Here is a 14,227-nt window from a genome sequence, read left to right as displayed (position 1 = left end):
ATAGCGCGGGCGTTCGAGGGTCAACGAGAGGGGCGCCATGGACTGGTCCGTGCAGCAGATCGCGAAGATCGCCGGCACCACGAGCCGGACGCTGCGCCACTACGACGCCGTCGGGCTGCTCAAGCCCAGTCGCACCGAGGAAAACGGCTACCGGTACTACGACCAGGCCGCGTTGCTCCGGCTGCAGCGCATCCTGCTTCTGCGTGAACTGGGCCTCGGCCTGCCGGCGATTGCCGAGGCGCTCGCCCGCGAGGGGGAGGCGGAACGCGCCCTGGCCGGCCACCTCAAGTGGCTGCGCCAGGAGCAGGACAGGCTGGCGCGGCAGATCGCCTCGGTCCAACACACACTCAGGGAAGTCAAGGCAGGAAAGGAACTCATGGCAGAGAAAATGTTCGACGGCTTCGACCATACGCAGCACAAGGACGAGGTGGAGGGACGCTGGGGCACGGCCGCGTACGCGCAGGGCGACGCCTGGTGGCGCGGCATGGGTGCCGCCGAAAAGGACGCCTGGAAACAGCGGTCCAAGCAGCTGGGCCTGGACTGGATTGCCGCGGCGGAATCGGGTGCGTACCCGGATGGTCCGGAAGCGCAGGACCTCGCACGGCGCCAGGTCGAATGGCTCACCGGTATTCCGGGGACCCCGGCGGCAGGCGGCGGGAACGTGAAGGAATACGTGTCCGGTCTCGGCGACATGTACGTGGCAGATCCGCGTTTCGCCGCGAACTACGGCGGGCCCGCCGGCGCGGCGTTCGTGCGGGACGCGCTGCGGGCCTACGCGAACAAGAACCTCTGACGCAGGAGCACCTCCGATACGGCGGGGGCCGGCAGGCCCCGCGCCTAAACTTGTCCGGTGACTCCTTCTACGCTTTTCACGGCCGGCAACACCCCCGACGCTCCCCGCAGCGACTTCCCGGACCTGCTCCAGGCGCTCGCCGCGGACCTCCGTTCCATCGGCTACACGGTCGACGGCGTGGCCGAGCTCCTGGGCCCGGCCGCCCACGCGGCCCTGGGCCGGGACCAGCTCATCCCCGCGCTGATCGCGACCGAGGCCGCCGTCAATGGCGGGACGACGACGGCGGCGCTCGCCGCCGTCGTCCGCCTGTGGCTGCTGGCCGAGCCGCAGCCGGCCGGAACCCTCGACGCCGCACTGCCCGGCATCCGCACGGCGGGCCTGCTGGAACTGGGCCTCGTGGAGCCGTCCGCGGAGGGCCTGGTTCAGGCGAAGGTGGATCTGCGGCCGTACGGCTGGGAGGGAACGTCCGGGGAAGATACCGTCAGCAGCGGCGGGGCCGAGCTCTGGGTGGCCAGCGACCTGGCCGCCCACCAGCGCCCGGGCGTGCTGCGGCACGACCACGTGCTGGGGATCGGGCAGGCGTCCACCACCCTGGTGCAGGTCACCGCCCGCCGGCACGTGGCCCGCGCCTTGGACCTCGGCACCGGCTGCGGCATCCAGACCTTCCACCTCCTGCACCACGCCGAGCACGTCACCGCCACCGACATCTCGGAGCGGGCGCTGGCGTTCACCCGCTTCAACCTGATGCTGAACGCGGCGGTGCTGCACCTGGATCCCGCCGAGCCGGAGGCCCGGGTGAGCCTGCGGCTGGGCTCGCTGCTGGATCCGGTGGCGGGGCAGGAGTTCGACCTCGTTGTTTCCAATCCGCCGTTCGTCATCACCCCGCGAGGGGCCGGGGAGACCGCCTCGGACCAGTTCACCTACCGCGACGGCGGCCTGCCGGGCGATGACATCGTCGCCGCGCTGGTCCGGGACCTCCCCACGGTCCTCGCCCCCGGCGGCACAGCCCAGCTGCTGGGCAACTGGGAGATCCCGGCGGGCGCCGCGTGGGCCGACCGGCCGCGAAGCTGGGCCAGCCCGGACGCGGACGTCTGGTTCATCCAGCGCGAGCAGGTCAGCCCGGAACAGTACGCCGAAACCTGGCTGCAGGACGCCTCCGAGGCCCGCGACCGGCGGCTCTACCAGGACTCCTATGCCGCCTACCTGGACGACTTTGCCGCGCGGAACGTGGAGGCCATCGGCTTCGGGATGATCTGGCTGCGGCGCCCCGCGGCCGGCGCCCGGCCGGTGATTTCCCGGTTTGAGGAGATCACCTACCCGATCGAACAGCCCGTCGGCCCGCACCTGGGCGCCGCCGTCGAGCGCGCCGACTGGCTGGCCGCCCACGAGCTGCAATCCGCGCACCTGCTGGTTGCGGACGACGTCACCGAGGAACGGCACCAGCGCCCCGGCGCCGAACACCCCGGCGTGATCCTGCTGCGCCAGGGCGCCGGGCTGCGCCGCACCAACCTGCTCAGTACCGAGCTGGCCGGCTTTGTTTCAGCGTGCGACGGCGAGCTCTCCGTCGGGCAGATCATCGGCGCCCTGGACGCCCTGCTGGGCGGCTACGAGGGATACGACAGCGCGGCGTTCCGGCAGGGGCTCCTCGACGAGGTGGGGAACCTGGTGCGCGACGGCTTCCTGCTCCCCGCCTAAGAAGGACGACGGCGGCACCGCTACCGGCACCGGCACCGGCGTCGCGCGCGGCACCGCGCCCGGCGTCGCGACCGGCGCTGCGCCTTCGCGGCCGAAGCGGGGCAGCACGTAGGCGGCGACGGCGAGGGCCACGAGCACGCCGCCCGCCCCGGTGATGAGGAAACTGAGCCGGACCGGCAGCAGTGCGCCGAGCAGGCCGCCGATGGCCAGGGCGGCAATGGAGACGGCGCGGGTCATGCCGCCGATGATTGCCATCGCCTGGCCCCGCCCGCTTTCCGGAATGCGCAGGATCGCGATCGCACCGAAGCAGGCGTTCAAGGCGCCGCAGGCCGTGCCCATCGCCGTGTAGGCCACGAACAGCAGCTCCACGGTGGGCACCAGCCCCATCACTCCCAGGAAGGCCGAGGTCAGGGCCATGTCGGCGAGCAACACCCGCAGCCGGGCCGGCGGCGTCTTGATCCGTCCCGCCAGCGCCGCGCCCACCGCCATGCCGAGCCCGAACGCCGCGGCGAGCAGCCCGTACTGGGTCTCGGTGGCGCCTAGTTCGCCCCGGGCCAGGAAGACCTCCAGCACGTTGGTGGCCTCCCCGACGACAATGAAGAACAACGCCCCGAGCACCAGCGCCCAGACCAGGCTGTCCCGCCGGATCAGCCGCAGGCCGTCCAGCAGTGCCGGTGCTTCCCGGCCGGCCAGCTCGGCCGCGGTACCGCGCCGGGTGCGGATCAGCAGGGCACCGGCGCCCATGGCCAGATAGCAGCCGCTCGCGACCGCAAACACCAGCCCCGAGCCGCCCCAGCCGCTGAGCAGGCCCCCCGCAGCCGGGCCGGCCATTCCCGCGATCATGATGGTGGCCTGCATGGTGCCCATCGCCCTCGGGGTTCGCTCCTCGCCGACGATCCGGGGCAGCAGCGCCTGCCAGGTCGGCCCCGCCACGGCCTGCGCGGCGTCCAGCAGGAACGTCATGGCGAACAGCACGGGCATGTGGTTGTCCACGTACTGCAGGCTCAAGCCCATGCCCGCCACGGCCACGGCGCTGACCGCGGACGACGCCGTCGCAAGCGTGCGGGAATCACGCGTGTCGGCGAGCCGGCCCGCCCACGGCGCCAGCAGGACCAGCGGCAGCGCCGAGCACAGCAGGTAAGCCGCCACGAGCCACGGCCCGGCAGCCGGCGCCGCGCCGTCCGCCGCAACGTTCTGCAGGTGCAGCATGACGCTGACGACGACGGCGCCCATGCCTGCGGTCGCCAGGAAGCGGGAGCTGCTGGCGAGCAGGAAGTCGCGGTTGCGCCAGAGTGAAGGCTCGTCGGATGCGCCGCGCACTTTATGAAGTATCTGTTTCATAACCGCAAGGTATCCCGCCGCTGGAGGTAGTGTCAAGCATTTCTTTCATAGTTTGGCGGGCCTCGGTAGACTGGAAGCGTGAATGCAGAAACCCCAAAGGCGGTCGGCCCCGCCGACACCGCCGCTCCGGCCGCCAAGCGCAGGCCGCGTCCGGAAAAGAAGGTCGAAATCACCGACCCGAAGGCGATCCGGGCACTGGCCCACGCCGCGCGGCTCGAGGTCATTTCCGAGCTGTATTCCACCCAGGTGAGCCGGACCGCCACCGAACTTGCCGCCCAGACCGGCCTCACGCCGAGCGCCATGAGCTACCACCTGCGCGCCTTGCAGAAGTGGGGCATCGTGGTGCCTGCGGCCACCGCCGGCGATGCCCGCGAACGCCGCTGGAAAGCGGCCGGCACTGACTTCACCATCAATTCGGGCGGGGGAGTGGCCAGTCCGGAATTCGCCGTGCTGGACCTGGAGCTGGACGCCTACCGCCGGCGCGTCAATGCTTACGCCAGGACCCGGGACGAGCGGCGCCAGCGCGGCGAAGCCGTGGACGGCACCTCCGCCGTGGTGCTGGCCAGCAGCCTGCTGCACCTGACCCCGGCCCAGGCCGGGGAGCTGAACGAGAGGCTCTTCGATCTGCTGAAGGACTACGAGCTCGAGGACCCGGACCGGGTGCCCGAGGGGGCGGTCCGGATGGCCACCATGTGGTCGATGATTCCGGACGACCGGGGCAAGGCCGCGCCGGCCTCCTGAGCGGCCGTGCGGCGCTCCCGAAGGCCGCAACTGGGGGTGCTTCGTTACGTCCGCAAGACGTGCCCGGGAGCCTGACTTTTGCACCCGGATGCGCGGGAATCTGCAAAATATGGTGAACTAGGCGGGTATGGGCGCATCTGCCCGAGCAACCTTTTTCTGTAGGAGCACCGTGCCAAGCAAGGCCCCCACCGGCAAGAAACTCGTGATTGTGGAGTCTCCCGCCAAGAGCAAGACCATCGCCAAGTACCTGGGCGAAGGTTTCATCGTTGAGGCCTCCATCGGTCACATCCGCGACCTGCCGCAGCCTTCGGAGCTCCCCGCAGAGTTGAAGAAAACGCCGCTGGGCAAGTTCGCCGTCGACATTGAACACGACTTCAAGCCGTACTACGTGGTGTCTCCGGACAAGAAGAAAAAGGTCGCCGAACTCAAGGCCCAGCTCAAGGGCGCCGACGCCCTCTACCTCGCAACCGATGGGGACCGCGAGGGCGAGGCCATCGCGTGGCACCTGCTGGAAGTCCTCAAGCCCAAGGTCCCCGTGTACCGGATGACCTTCGGTGAAATCACCAAGGAAGCCATCCACCGCGCGATGGACAACCTGCGCGACGTGGACCAGGACCTCGTGGATGCGCAGGAAACCCGCCGCGTGCTGGACCGCCTCTACGGCTACGAAATCTCCCCGGTGCTGTGGCGCAAGGTGGCCCGCGGACTCTCCGCCGGCCGTGTGCAGTCCGTCGTCACCCGCATGGTGGTGGACCGCGAACGCGAACGGATGGCGTTCAAGTCCGCGGCCTACTGGGACCTGACCGGCCAGTTCGGCGCCGAGTCCGGCTCCTTCAAGGCCAAACTGGCCGCCGTCGACGGCTCCAAGGTCGCCAGCGGCCGGGACTTCAACGACGACGGCGAGCTCACCTCGCGCGGCGTCGTGCACCTGAACGAGGAACTCGCCGGTGCCCTTGCCGCCGGCCTGCAGGACGCGGACTTCCGCGTCCGCTCCGTCGACACCAAGCCCTACACCCGCCGTCCCGCGGCGCCGTTCACCACCTCCACGCTGCAGCAGGAAGCCGGCCGCAAGCTCCGCTTCTCCTCCAAGAGCACCATGCAGGTGGCCCAGCGGCTCTACGAAAACGGCTACATCACCTATATGCGTACGGACTCGAATGCGCTGAGCAACGAGGCCATCACCGCCGCGCGGCGCCAGGCTTCCGAGCTGTACGGCCCCGAGTACGTCCCGCAGTCGCCCCGCGTCTACAGCGGAAAGGCGGCCAACGCGCAGGAAGCCCACGAGGCCATCCGCCCCGCCGGCGACTCCTTCCGCACCCCGGCGCAGGTGGCCAAGCAGCTCTCCGGCGACGAGTTCCGCCTCTACGAGCTGATCTGGAAGCGCACCGTCGCCTCGCAGATGGCCGATGCGAAGGGCTCCACCGCGACCATCCGCCTTGGCGCCGTCACCGTGGGTGGCGCGGCGGCCGGCCGGGACGCAGAGTTCTCCGCCTCCGGCACCGTCATCACCTTCCCGGGGTTCCTCGCGGCCTACGAAGAAGGCAAGGACGAGAGCCGCGGGGACGAGGACTCCGAGGAGGCGCGCCGGCTGCCCAACGTGGCGAAGGACGACGCGCTGACCGCCTCGGAGATCGTCGCCGTCGGGCACGAAACCTCGCCGCCGCCGCGCTACACCGAAGCGTCCCTGACCGCGGAACTGGAAAAGAAGGGCATCGGCCGCCCGTCGACCTACGCCTCCACCATTTCCACCATCCAGGACCGCGGCTACGTCCGGAAGCAAGGCTCCGCGCTGGTCCCGAGCTGGATCGCATTCTCCGTGATCCGGCTGCTCGAACAGCACTTCCACGACTACGTGGACTACGACTTCACGGCCGACATGGAAGCCGACCTGGACAAGATCGCCAACGGCCAGGAAGCCGGACCCGCCTGGCTCAAGCACTTCTACTTCGGTCAGGATTCCGAGCCCGGCCTGCTGAGCATCGTCAACAACCTTGGCGAGATCGACGCCCGCGAAATCAACTCCATCCCGATCACCGACGGCATCACGCTTCGCGTCGGCAAGTTCGGCCCGTACCTGGAAAGCTCCGTCCCCACCGTGGACCCGAAGACCGGCGAAGTCATCGAGTCCGCCCGCGCCAACGTCCCCGAGGACCTGGCCCCGGACGAGCTCACCGCCGCCAAGGCAGTCGAGCTGATGGAGACCGCCGCCCCGGAGGAGCGCGTGCTCGGCACGGACCCGCACACCGGGCACACCGTCGTGGCCAAGAACGGCCGCTACGGCGCCTACGTCACCGAGATCATCCCGGAGATGACCGAGGAACAGCTCGCCAACCAGCCGGTGGAGTACTACAAGAACGGCAAGCCGAAGCCGCCGAAGAAGCCGGTCAAGGCCAAGCCGCGCACCGGCTCGCTGTTCGCCTCCATGAGCGTGGACACCGTGACCCTTGATGAGGCCCTGCAGCTGATGAGCCTGCCGCGGGTGCTCGGCCAGGACGCCGACGGCAACCCCATCACGGTGCAGAACGGACGCTTCGGCCCGTACCTGAAGAAGGGCACGGACTCCCGTTCCATCGGCTCGGAGGAGGAAATCTTCACCATCACGCTGGAACAGGCGCTGGAGATCTACTCGCAGCCCAAGCAGCGCGGCGCCCGCGCCGCCGTCCCACCGCTGGCGGAGTTCGGCCCGGACCCGGTCTCGGAGAAGAACATCGTGGTGAAGGAAGGCCGCTTCGGTCCGTACATCACCGACGGCGTCACCAACATCACGGTGCCGCGCAGCACCGCCATTGAGGAACTGACCCGGGAACGCGCCGTCGAACTCCTCGCCGAAAAGCGGGCCAAGGGCCCGGTCAAGCGTACGACGACGGCCCGCAAGGCCCCCGCCCGCAAGGCCGCCGCCAAGAAGTAGGTCATTTCGCTCCGCTCGCGGGTTCCTTCCCAGCTCGACGTCAGAAAACGCCGACGGCGGACGGAACCCGCGAGTCGTTGTGCACATGAGTGCTTCACGGACTTTCGGAGGGCTAGCGGCGGCGGCAGGCTGGCGCCATGGATTACCCCGTTGCCCAGCCTGAGGATCCCCTCGCCGCCGTATGGGACGGTTCCGCGGGGTCGGCCCGTCCGCTGACACCCGCCCCGGAACTCTCGACAGCAACCCTGAGCACAACGCTTCCCGAAGCCGTCAACTTGTGGCGCACCGAGGAACTGTTGGACCGAGGTCTGTCCGCGCGGCAGATCCTGCAGTTGACTGCCGACGGCGCCCTCGTCAAACTGCGCCGCGGCTGCTACGTCCGCCGCTCTTTCTGGGCAGCGCTCGATGCGAACGGTGCCTCGCGCTGCCGGATCGAAGCCTACGCCCACCGTCGCCTGACGAGCTCAACGGGCACCTACGTTTTCAGCCACACCACGGCAGCCCGGCTCCACGGCCTCTTTCTATGGCAAGTAGGCGACACCATCCACCTCACGGTGCCGTTTCTCCCGTCGTCCGGTGGCCACGCGAGCGACGTGAAGGCGCATACCCGTTCGCTGGCTCCCGCCGACATCGTGCACGTGGCAGGGCATCGCGTTACGTCGCTGGCCCGAACGGCCGTGGACAGCTGCCTCGTCCTGAACTATTCGCAGGGACTGATTCTGATGGACCATGCCCTGCGACTCGGTGCCAGCCGGGAGGCTTTGGAACTGGAGTGCGCCCGGCTTCGCGGAGCGCCGGGTGTCGCGACGCTGAAGAAGGTGCTCGCCCATGCCGATCCGCTCTCCGAGTCGCCGGGTGAAACCCTCGTCCGAGACCTGGTCAGGCGACTGAGGCTTCCTGCTCCGCAGCTCCAGTTCGAGGTCCGGACACGGCTGGGGAAATACAGGCTGGACTGCGCGTGGCCGGAGCGGAGCGTGGCGTTGGAGTTTGACGGCCGCGGCAAATACTTCGACTATGCCCCCACCGCGGAGGCCATTTTTGCCGAGCGGCGCCGTGAGAAGGCCCTCATGGAACTGGGCTGGAAGTTCATCCGGGTCGAATGGCGGGACCTGTTCCGCGAGCAGGAGCTGAAGACGAGGCTGCTGCGGGTGCTCGGGCGCTGAGATTGCCGTCTGCTCGCGGCTTTGAGCCGGGCTCGCGGTGTCCAAACCGCGAGCCCGGACGGAACCCGCGAAGCGGCTGGCCGGATGCGAAGGAATTGCGGACCGGGGCGCGACGTGATCGAGTAGGAACATGACTGAACAGCCAGAACCCATGGATCTCCAGCCGCTCAACGACCTCGAAGAGAAGCTCGCCCGGGGGGAGCAGCCGGACGCCAACCCGGTGGAGGTCATCCTGTCCTTCCTCAACAACGAGGTCTACATCGTCAGCTCCGACACGATCGACGGCCCGGACTCCCAGGTGGAGCCGCTGGTGCTCGCCAACGCTTCGGGGGAGCCCGTGCTGGCCGTCTTCTCGCACCCGAGCCGCGTCGCCGAACAGTTCCTCGCCGCGGCGCCGAACGTGCTCGGCACCCAGGGCTCGGCAATCATCGGCAACCTCGGCGACCAGCTGGGTATGGTCATCAACCCCGGCGCCGTCTACGGTTTTGAAATCGACCCGGAGGGCGTGGCGAACATCCGCCGGGACTTCAAACCGTCCGAGCAGGAGCCGGACGCGGCCCAGGACGACAGCCAGGCCTAAGCGCCCGGGTAAGCGCCCGGGCGCAACCGGCACCGGCGCGAGGTTGCGCAATTGCGCCCGGTTAGGGCACAGCCCCTACGGGGAGAATAATGGCAGCATGCGGCTAGGCGTCCTCGATATCGGGTCCAACACTGTCCACCTCCTCCTCGTGGACGCCCACCCTGGCGCGCGCCCGGTTCCGTTCGCCTCGCATAAGCGCCCGCTCTCCCTGGTGCAGTTCCTCGACGCGGACGGCAATATCAACGACGCCGGCCAGCATGAGCTGATCGAGTTCGTCCTCGAAGCGTGGGAGTTCGCGGCTAAACACAAGGCCGAGGACCTGCTGGCGTTCTGCACCTCCGCGATCCGCGAGGCCACCAACGGGTCCGCCGTCCTGGCCCGGGTCAAGCATGAAACCACCGTGACGCTCCGGGAACTGACCGGCAGCGAAGAAGCCTCGATGACGTTCTTCGCCGTCCGCCGCTGGTACGGCTGGGGCGCGGGTCCCATGCTGAACCTCGACATCGGCGGCGGTTCCTTCGAAATGGCCTACGGGGAGGACGAGCTTCCCGAACTGGCGACGTCGGTCCCGCTCGGGGCGAGCCGGCTCACCCGGGACTGGCTGCAGGAGGACCCGCCCTCGGCCAAGAGCGTCAAGGAGCTTCGCCGTCATATCCGGACCACACTGAAGCCGGTGGTGCGGGACTTCGCGAAGCTCGGCAAGGCCAACCACGTGGCCGGCACCTCCAAGACGTTCCGCTCGCTGGCCCGCATCGCCGGGGCCGCCCCCAGCGGGGCCGGGCCCTACGTCAAGCGGGAACTATTTGCCACGGACCTGGGCCTGTGGGCGCAGCGCATCTCGGCCATGGAGGTGGAGGACCGGTTGAATCTTCCCGGTGTCTCGGAGGCCCGCGCGCACCAGCTTCTGGCCGGCGCGCTGGTGGCGGAAGCGGCCCTCGAAATGTTCGAGTTTCCAAGCCTGGAGATCTGCCCCTGGGCCCTCCGCGAAGGTCTGATCCTCCGCCGGTTGGATCAGCTGGTCTTTGAGGGGCCGCTGCAGCCCGCGCCCCACGTCGCCCAGGCCGACGAGCCCGCCGAGCCGCAGTTACCCGACGCCGACTGGCCGGAGGCCACGTAACAGGCGCAACATAACAGGCGCAACGCAACATCGATCGGCCGGCGTCAGGTGAACGGCTTGCGCTCCGAACCGATAATGCCCGGCAGCGAGGTGTCGAACCGGACGCGCGGCGTTCGTCTGGTAGGTGAGAGGCCGGTAAGGAACCGGCCCAATCGTCAAGGAGGACAGCACCATGGCACAGTACCTGCTCAGCGTTTACCAGCCCGTCGGCCCGGCCACCGCCCCGGAGGTCCTGGAACCCATCATGCGGGACCTTGAGGCCCTGAACCGCGAAATGAAGGCCGCCGGGGCCTGGGTGTTCGCCGCGGGGCTCCACCCCACCGACACCGCCACCGTCGTGCGGCAGGAGGGCACCGAGCTGCTCATCACTGACGGTCCATTCGCTGAAGCGAAGGAGCACCTTGGCGGATTCACCGTGATTGAGGCGCCGGACCTCGACGCCGCCCTCGGCTGGGCCGGGAGGCTGGCCCGCGCCACCACTCTCCCCATCGAAGTGCGGCCCATCCAGCACTAGCCCAGCAGTAGCCGGGGGTGTGCTGTTTACGGGGGCCGTTTAACGGCGAAGGCACCGGCGGTCTGCCACGGGAAAATGGGGGAAACCCGCTGCAGCCCACCGGTGCCGGGCAGACATCCGCATGACTGCCTATCATCACTCGCACCCTCAATGAGGTAGTACCTACGCTAATCTCCGATTTTGTGAGCAAGCTGCGCCCAGGATGTGAGCTGGCTGTGAATCGGGCCGGACTGCAATGATGGGGGAATGAGCAACCGAATCGCATTCCTGGGCTGTGGGTCAATGAACGAGGCAATCATGGGCGGCATGATCGCGGGCGGCACGGACCCCGCGGACATTGTCGCCACGGTGCGCCGGGCTGAACGGGCGGCCGAACTGGCCGAGCGGCACCACGGCATCACGGCCATCGCCGGCGAAGAAGAGCCGGAGAACAACACGCAGGCCGCCACCGGCGCCGCCGTCGTGGTGCTGGGCGTCAAGCCGGTGGGAATCGCCGCCTTGGCCCGGGAGATCAGCGGTTCGCTCTCGCCGGACACCATCGTGGTCAGCGTTGCCGCGGCGGTGTCGCTGGAGCAACTGGAAGCGGCGCTCCCGGCCGGACAGCCGGTGATCCGTGCCATGCCGAACACGCCCGCACGGCTGGGCCGCGGCGTCGTCTCCGTCTCGGCCGGGAAGCACTGCTCGGCGGAGCAACTGCAGCAGGCGAAGGACATCTTCGCCGCCGTCGGCACCGTCGTCGAGATTCCCGAGGAACAGGTGGACGCGCTGTCCGCGATCAGCGGCTCCGGCCCGGCCTACGCCTTCTACCTGGCCGAGGCAATGGCGGCGGCCGGGGCCGAACTAGGCCTGGACCCCGAACTCTCGCTGCTGCTGGCGCGCGAAACTGTCGCCGGCGCCGGGCTCATGCTGGCCGAGCCGGGCGCCGACCCCGCGGCCCTGCGCAAGGCAGTGACCAGCCCGAACGGCACCACGGAACGGGCGATCGCCACCTTCGACGAGCGCGGACTCCCGGCGATCATCGCCGACGGCGCCCGGGCCGCCGCCGAGCGGGCCGCCGAAATCACCAGGCAGCTCGGCTAGCCGGAACGCGGGCGCAACCCATGACGCAGACCGGGCCGGGTGGCAGGATGGGACCCATGGAACTGCACATCACAGGGGATCCCGCAGCGGACAAGCTTCTCAGCGACGACGCGTTTGCCCTGCTCACCGGCATGCTGCTGGACCAGCAGGTGACCATGGAATCGGCCTTTGCCGGGCCGGAAAAGATCAGGTCGCGTCTCGGGTCCATGGACCCCGCCGCGATCGCCGGTTACGATCCGCAAGGGTTCGTGGAGCTGTTCAAGGAGCGCCCGGCCGTCCACCGGTTCCCCGGATCAATGGCCGGCCGCGTCCAGGCCCTTGCTGAGACGGTGCAATCTGAATGGAACGGCGACGCCACGGCCATCTGGACTCAGGGTGGGCCCGACGGGAAGGAGGTGCTGCGCCGGCTCAAGGCATTGCCGGGATTCGGCGAGCAAAAGGCCAAGATCTTCCTGGCGCTGCTGGGAAAGCAGTGCGGGCTCCAGGCTGACGGTTGGCGCGAGGCCGCCGGCCACTACGGCCAGGAGAACGCCTTCCTGTCCGTCGCTGACATCGTGGATCCGGAGTCGCTGAACAAGGTACGGGCCAGCAAGCAGGCAGCCAAGGCCGCCGCGAAGGCTGCGAAGACCGCCGGGCCCTGATCCTGCGGTAGCTCAGCCAGCGACGCCGGGACGCGCCCGACGGCGGAGGGAACCTAGTGCGTGGAGGTCGGGACCGTGAATGAACAGCCGGCAGGACGACTACTTTCCCTCTGGTCTGCCACCGGCGGAGCCGCCACGTACGCGCCCCTCGACGCGTCCCTGGACGTGGACGTTGCCGTGATTGGCGGCGGCATCGCAGGACTGACTGCCGCGCTGGCCCTGAAACGGGCGGGCCAGACGGTGGCGGTGCTGGAGGCGGCGCGGGTGGGCACCGGCGTCACCGGGAACACCACGGGCAAGGTCACCTCACTGCACCGGCTTGCCTACGCCGACCTTGCGGCCCGCCACGGCGACGCCACGGCCGGCATTTACGGGCAGGCCAACGAGGCGGCAATCGAACACGTGGCGGCCGTTGTGGCGGCGGAGGGAATCGACTGCGGCTTCCGGCGGGTGGCCAATTACACCTACGCCGTATCCGTGCAGGCGCTTGCGCTGGTCCGGGAGGAAGCGGCGCTGGCCGCGCGGCTGGGGCTGCCGGCATCCTTCACGACAGAGGTTCCGCTGCCCTTCGCGGTCCGGGGCGCCGTCCGGTTCGATGGCCAGGCCCAGATCCACGCGCTCAGGTATGTGCAGGGCTTGGCCCGTGCCGTGCACGGGAACGGCAGCTTCGTCTTTGAGGAGTCGCCGGCCACGAGCTTCCGCGACGGCGCTCCGGCTGTGGTGGTTACGGAGCGGGGCTCCGTCCGGGCCAAGGAGATCATTGTGGCGACCAACCTGCCGTTCGGGGATGTCGGGCTCTACGCCGGGCGATGCTACGCGCACCGATCGTATATCGTCGCTGCCCGGAGCGCGGTGGCTCCGCTGGACGCAACCTTCGTCAGCGTTGATGAGCCGATGCGCTCCATCCTGACCGTCGACGTCGAAGGCACCAGTTACGTGCTGGCCGGCGGTGAAGGACACCCGGCCACCGAAAGCGTCGATTCCGCCGAACGATACCGGCGGCTCGCGGCTTTCGCCCGCGACCGCCTGGGCGCCGGGGAGATCGCCTTCCGTTGGTCCACCCAGGACGCCATGCCTGCCGACGGGCTGCCGTACGTGGGCCGCATGGCTCCGGAGTCCCGGCACGTCCACGTGATCACCGGGCTGCGAAAATGGGGCCTCACCAACGGCACTGCCGCCGCCTTGATCCTCCGGGACACTCTGGGCGGCACCGCCAACCCGTGGGCCGCCGTGTTCGACAGCACCAGGGGCGCACCGACAACGCGTGCGGAATCGGCGCGCCCGGCGGAAGGGGTGCGCCCGGCGGGCGGGATACCGGGCGCCGACGGTGCGGCTCCGCCTGCTGCGTCTGCTGCGCTGGTCGTTCCGGCGTCGGTGGCCCCGGGAGAGGGGAAGGTGGTGGACGTCAGCGGGGCCAAAACCGCCGTGTACGTCAGTCCCACGGGGGACGTCCACGCGGTCTCGGCCGTCTGCACGCACCTGGGCTGCACCGTGGAGTTCAATCGGACGGACGTGACGTGGGACTGCCCCTGTCACGGGTCCCGGTTCACCACTGACGGCACCGTTATCCAGGGGCCGGCCACAAGGAACCTGGCCGCCGGCCCCGCCCCTGACGTCATCGCTTCCGGCCGCCGCGGCGTCTAGGCCGGGCTCC

Annotated in this window: 11 protein-coding genes and 1 pseudogene; 11 read left to right on the top strand and 1 reads right to left on the bottom strand. The window is 69.2% G+C overall.

The genetic code is table 11. From position 1 onward, the window contains the following. The first annotated feature begins 37 nt into the window (after positions 1-37). Both HNO80_RS03685 and HNO80_RS17900 read left to right on the top strand, forming a co-directional pair. A complete protein-coding gene (locus tag HNO80_RS03685) occupies positions 38-793 on the top strand; it encodes a MerR family transcriptional regulator (RefSeq protein ID WP_175321475.1) in 756 nt (251 codons plus the stop codon). Positions 794-850: 57 nt separating this feature from the next. Beyond that, positions 851-2,488, top strand: a complete 1,638-nt coding sequence (locus tag HNO80_RS17900; protein WP_349627193.1) for a DUF7059 domain-containing protein — start codon at positions 851-853, stop codon at positions 2,486-2,488. 90 nt (positions 2,489-2,578) lie between these two features. Here HNO80_RS17900 and HNO80_RS03680 read toward each other — a convergent pair. Next, a pseudogene (locus HNO80_RS03680) lies at positions 2,579-3,721 on the bottom strand (MFS transporter); the annotation flags it as partial. Between the two features lie 186 nt (positions 3,722-3,907). Here HNO80_RS03680 and HNO80_RS03675 point away from each other — a divergent pair. The 9 genes from HNO80_RS03675 to HNO80_RS03635 all read left to right on the top strand — a co-directional run bounded on the left by HNO80_RS03675 (position 3,908) and on the right by HNO80_RS03635 (position 14,217). Then, positions 3,908-4,570, top strand: coding sequence for an ArsR/SmtB family transcription factor (locus HNO80_RS03675; RefSeq protein ID WP_175321473.1), 663 nt, complete (start codon positions 3,908-3,910; stop codon positions 4,568-4,570). A gap of 169 nt (positions 4,571-4,739) precedes the next feature. Next, entirely contained in the window at positions 4,740-7,478 is a 2,739-nt protein-coding gene (gene topA / locus HNO80_RS03670) for a type I DNA topoisomerase (RefSeq protein WP_175321472.1), read from the top strand. Positions 7,479-7,615: 137 nt separating this feature from the next. After that, the gene (locus HNO80_RS03665) at positions 7,616-8,641 is read left to right on the top strand and encodes a type IV toxin-antitoxin system AbiEi family antitoxin domain-containing protein (RefSeq protein WP_175321471.1); all 1,026 of its coding nucleotides are present in this window, start codon (positions 7,616-7,618) and stop codon (positions 8,639-8,641) included. 130 nt (positions 8,642-8,771) lie between these two features. Next, on the top strand, positions 8,772-9,221 hold the full coding sequence (locus HNO80_RS03660; RefSeq protein WP_175321470.1) for an SseB family protein: 450 nt from the start codon (positions 8,772-8,774) through the stop codon (positions 9,219-9,221). Positions 9,222-9,318: 97 nt separating this feature from the next. Next, positions 9,319-10,338, top strand: coding sequence for a Ppx/GppA phosphatase family protein (locus HNO80_RS03655; RefSeq protein WP_175321469.1), 1,020 nt, complete (start codon positions 9,319-9,321; stop codon positions 10,336-10,338). A 172-nt stretch (positions 10,339-10,510) separates the two neighbouring features. Next, positions 10,511-10,852 carry a YciI family protein gene (locus HNO80_RS03650; RefSeq protein ID WP_175321468.1) on the top strand — a complete coding sequence of 114 codons (342 nt, stop codon included), beginning with the start codon at positions 10,511-10,513 and terminating at the stop codon, positions 10,850-10,852. Between the two features lie 246 nt (positions 10,853-11,098). Next, positions 11,099-11,932, top strand: a complete 834-nt coding sequence (gene proC / locus HNO80_RS03645; protein WP_175321467.1) for a pyrroline-5-carboxylate reductase — start codon at positions 11,099-11,101, stop codon at positions 11,930-11,932. A 47-nt stretch (positions 11,933-11,979) separates the two neighbouring features. Beyond that, complete coding sequence (locus HNO80_RS03640; protein WP_175321540.1) at positions 11,980-12,573, top strand: HhH-GPD-type base excision DNA repair protein; 594 nt, start codon at positions 11,980-11,982, stop codon at positions 12,571-12,573. A 75-nt stretch (positions 12,574-12,648) separates the two neighbouring features. Then, the gene (locus tag HNO80_RS03635) at positions 12,649-14,217 is read left to right on the top strand and encodes an FAD-dependent oxidoreductase (RefSeq protein ID WP_175321466.1); all 1,569 of its coding nucleotides are present in this window, start codon (positions 12,649-12,651) and stop codon (positions 14,215-14,217) included. Positions 14,218-14,227 lie beyond the last annotated feature (10 nt).

Origin of the sequence: Arthrobacter sp. C9C5, from assembly GCF_013359735.1 — a bacterium.
Lineage (GTDB): Bacteria > Actinomycetota > Actinomycetes > Actinomycetales > Micrococcaceae > Arthrobacter.
The sequence above is the reverse complement of the archived record's forward strand: the minus strand, read 5'-3'. Positions and strand labels throughout refer to the sequence as shown.

Coding starts and splice junctions, on each gene's coding strand:
- HNO80_RS03685 (WP_175321475.1), top strand. CDS start 38: ATGGACTGGTCCGTGCAGCAGATCGCGAAGATCGCCGGCACCACGAGC.
- HNO80_RS03665 (WP_175321471.1), top strand. CDS start 7,616: ATGGATTACCCCGTTGCCCAGCCTGAGGATCCCCTCGCCGCCGTATGG.
- HNO80_RS03660 (WP_175321470.1), top strand. CDS start 8,772: ATGACTGAACAGCCAGAACCCATGGATCTCCAGCCGCTCAACGACCTC.
- HNO80_RS03655 (WP_175321469.1), top strand. CDS start 9,319: ATGCGGCTAGGCGTCCTCGATATCGGGTCCAACACTGTCCACCTCCTC.
- HNO80_RS03650 (WP_175321468.1), top strand. CDS start 10,511: ATGGCACAGTACCTGCTCAGCGTTTACCAGCCCGTCGGCCCGGCCACC.
- proC (WP_175321467.1), top strand. CDS start 11,099: ATGAGCAACCGAATCGCATTCCTGGGCTGTGGGTCAATGAACGAGGCA.
- HNO80_RS03640 (WP_175321540.1), top strand. CDS start 11,980: ATGGGACCCATGGAACTGCACATCACAGGGGATCCCGCAGCGGACAAG.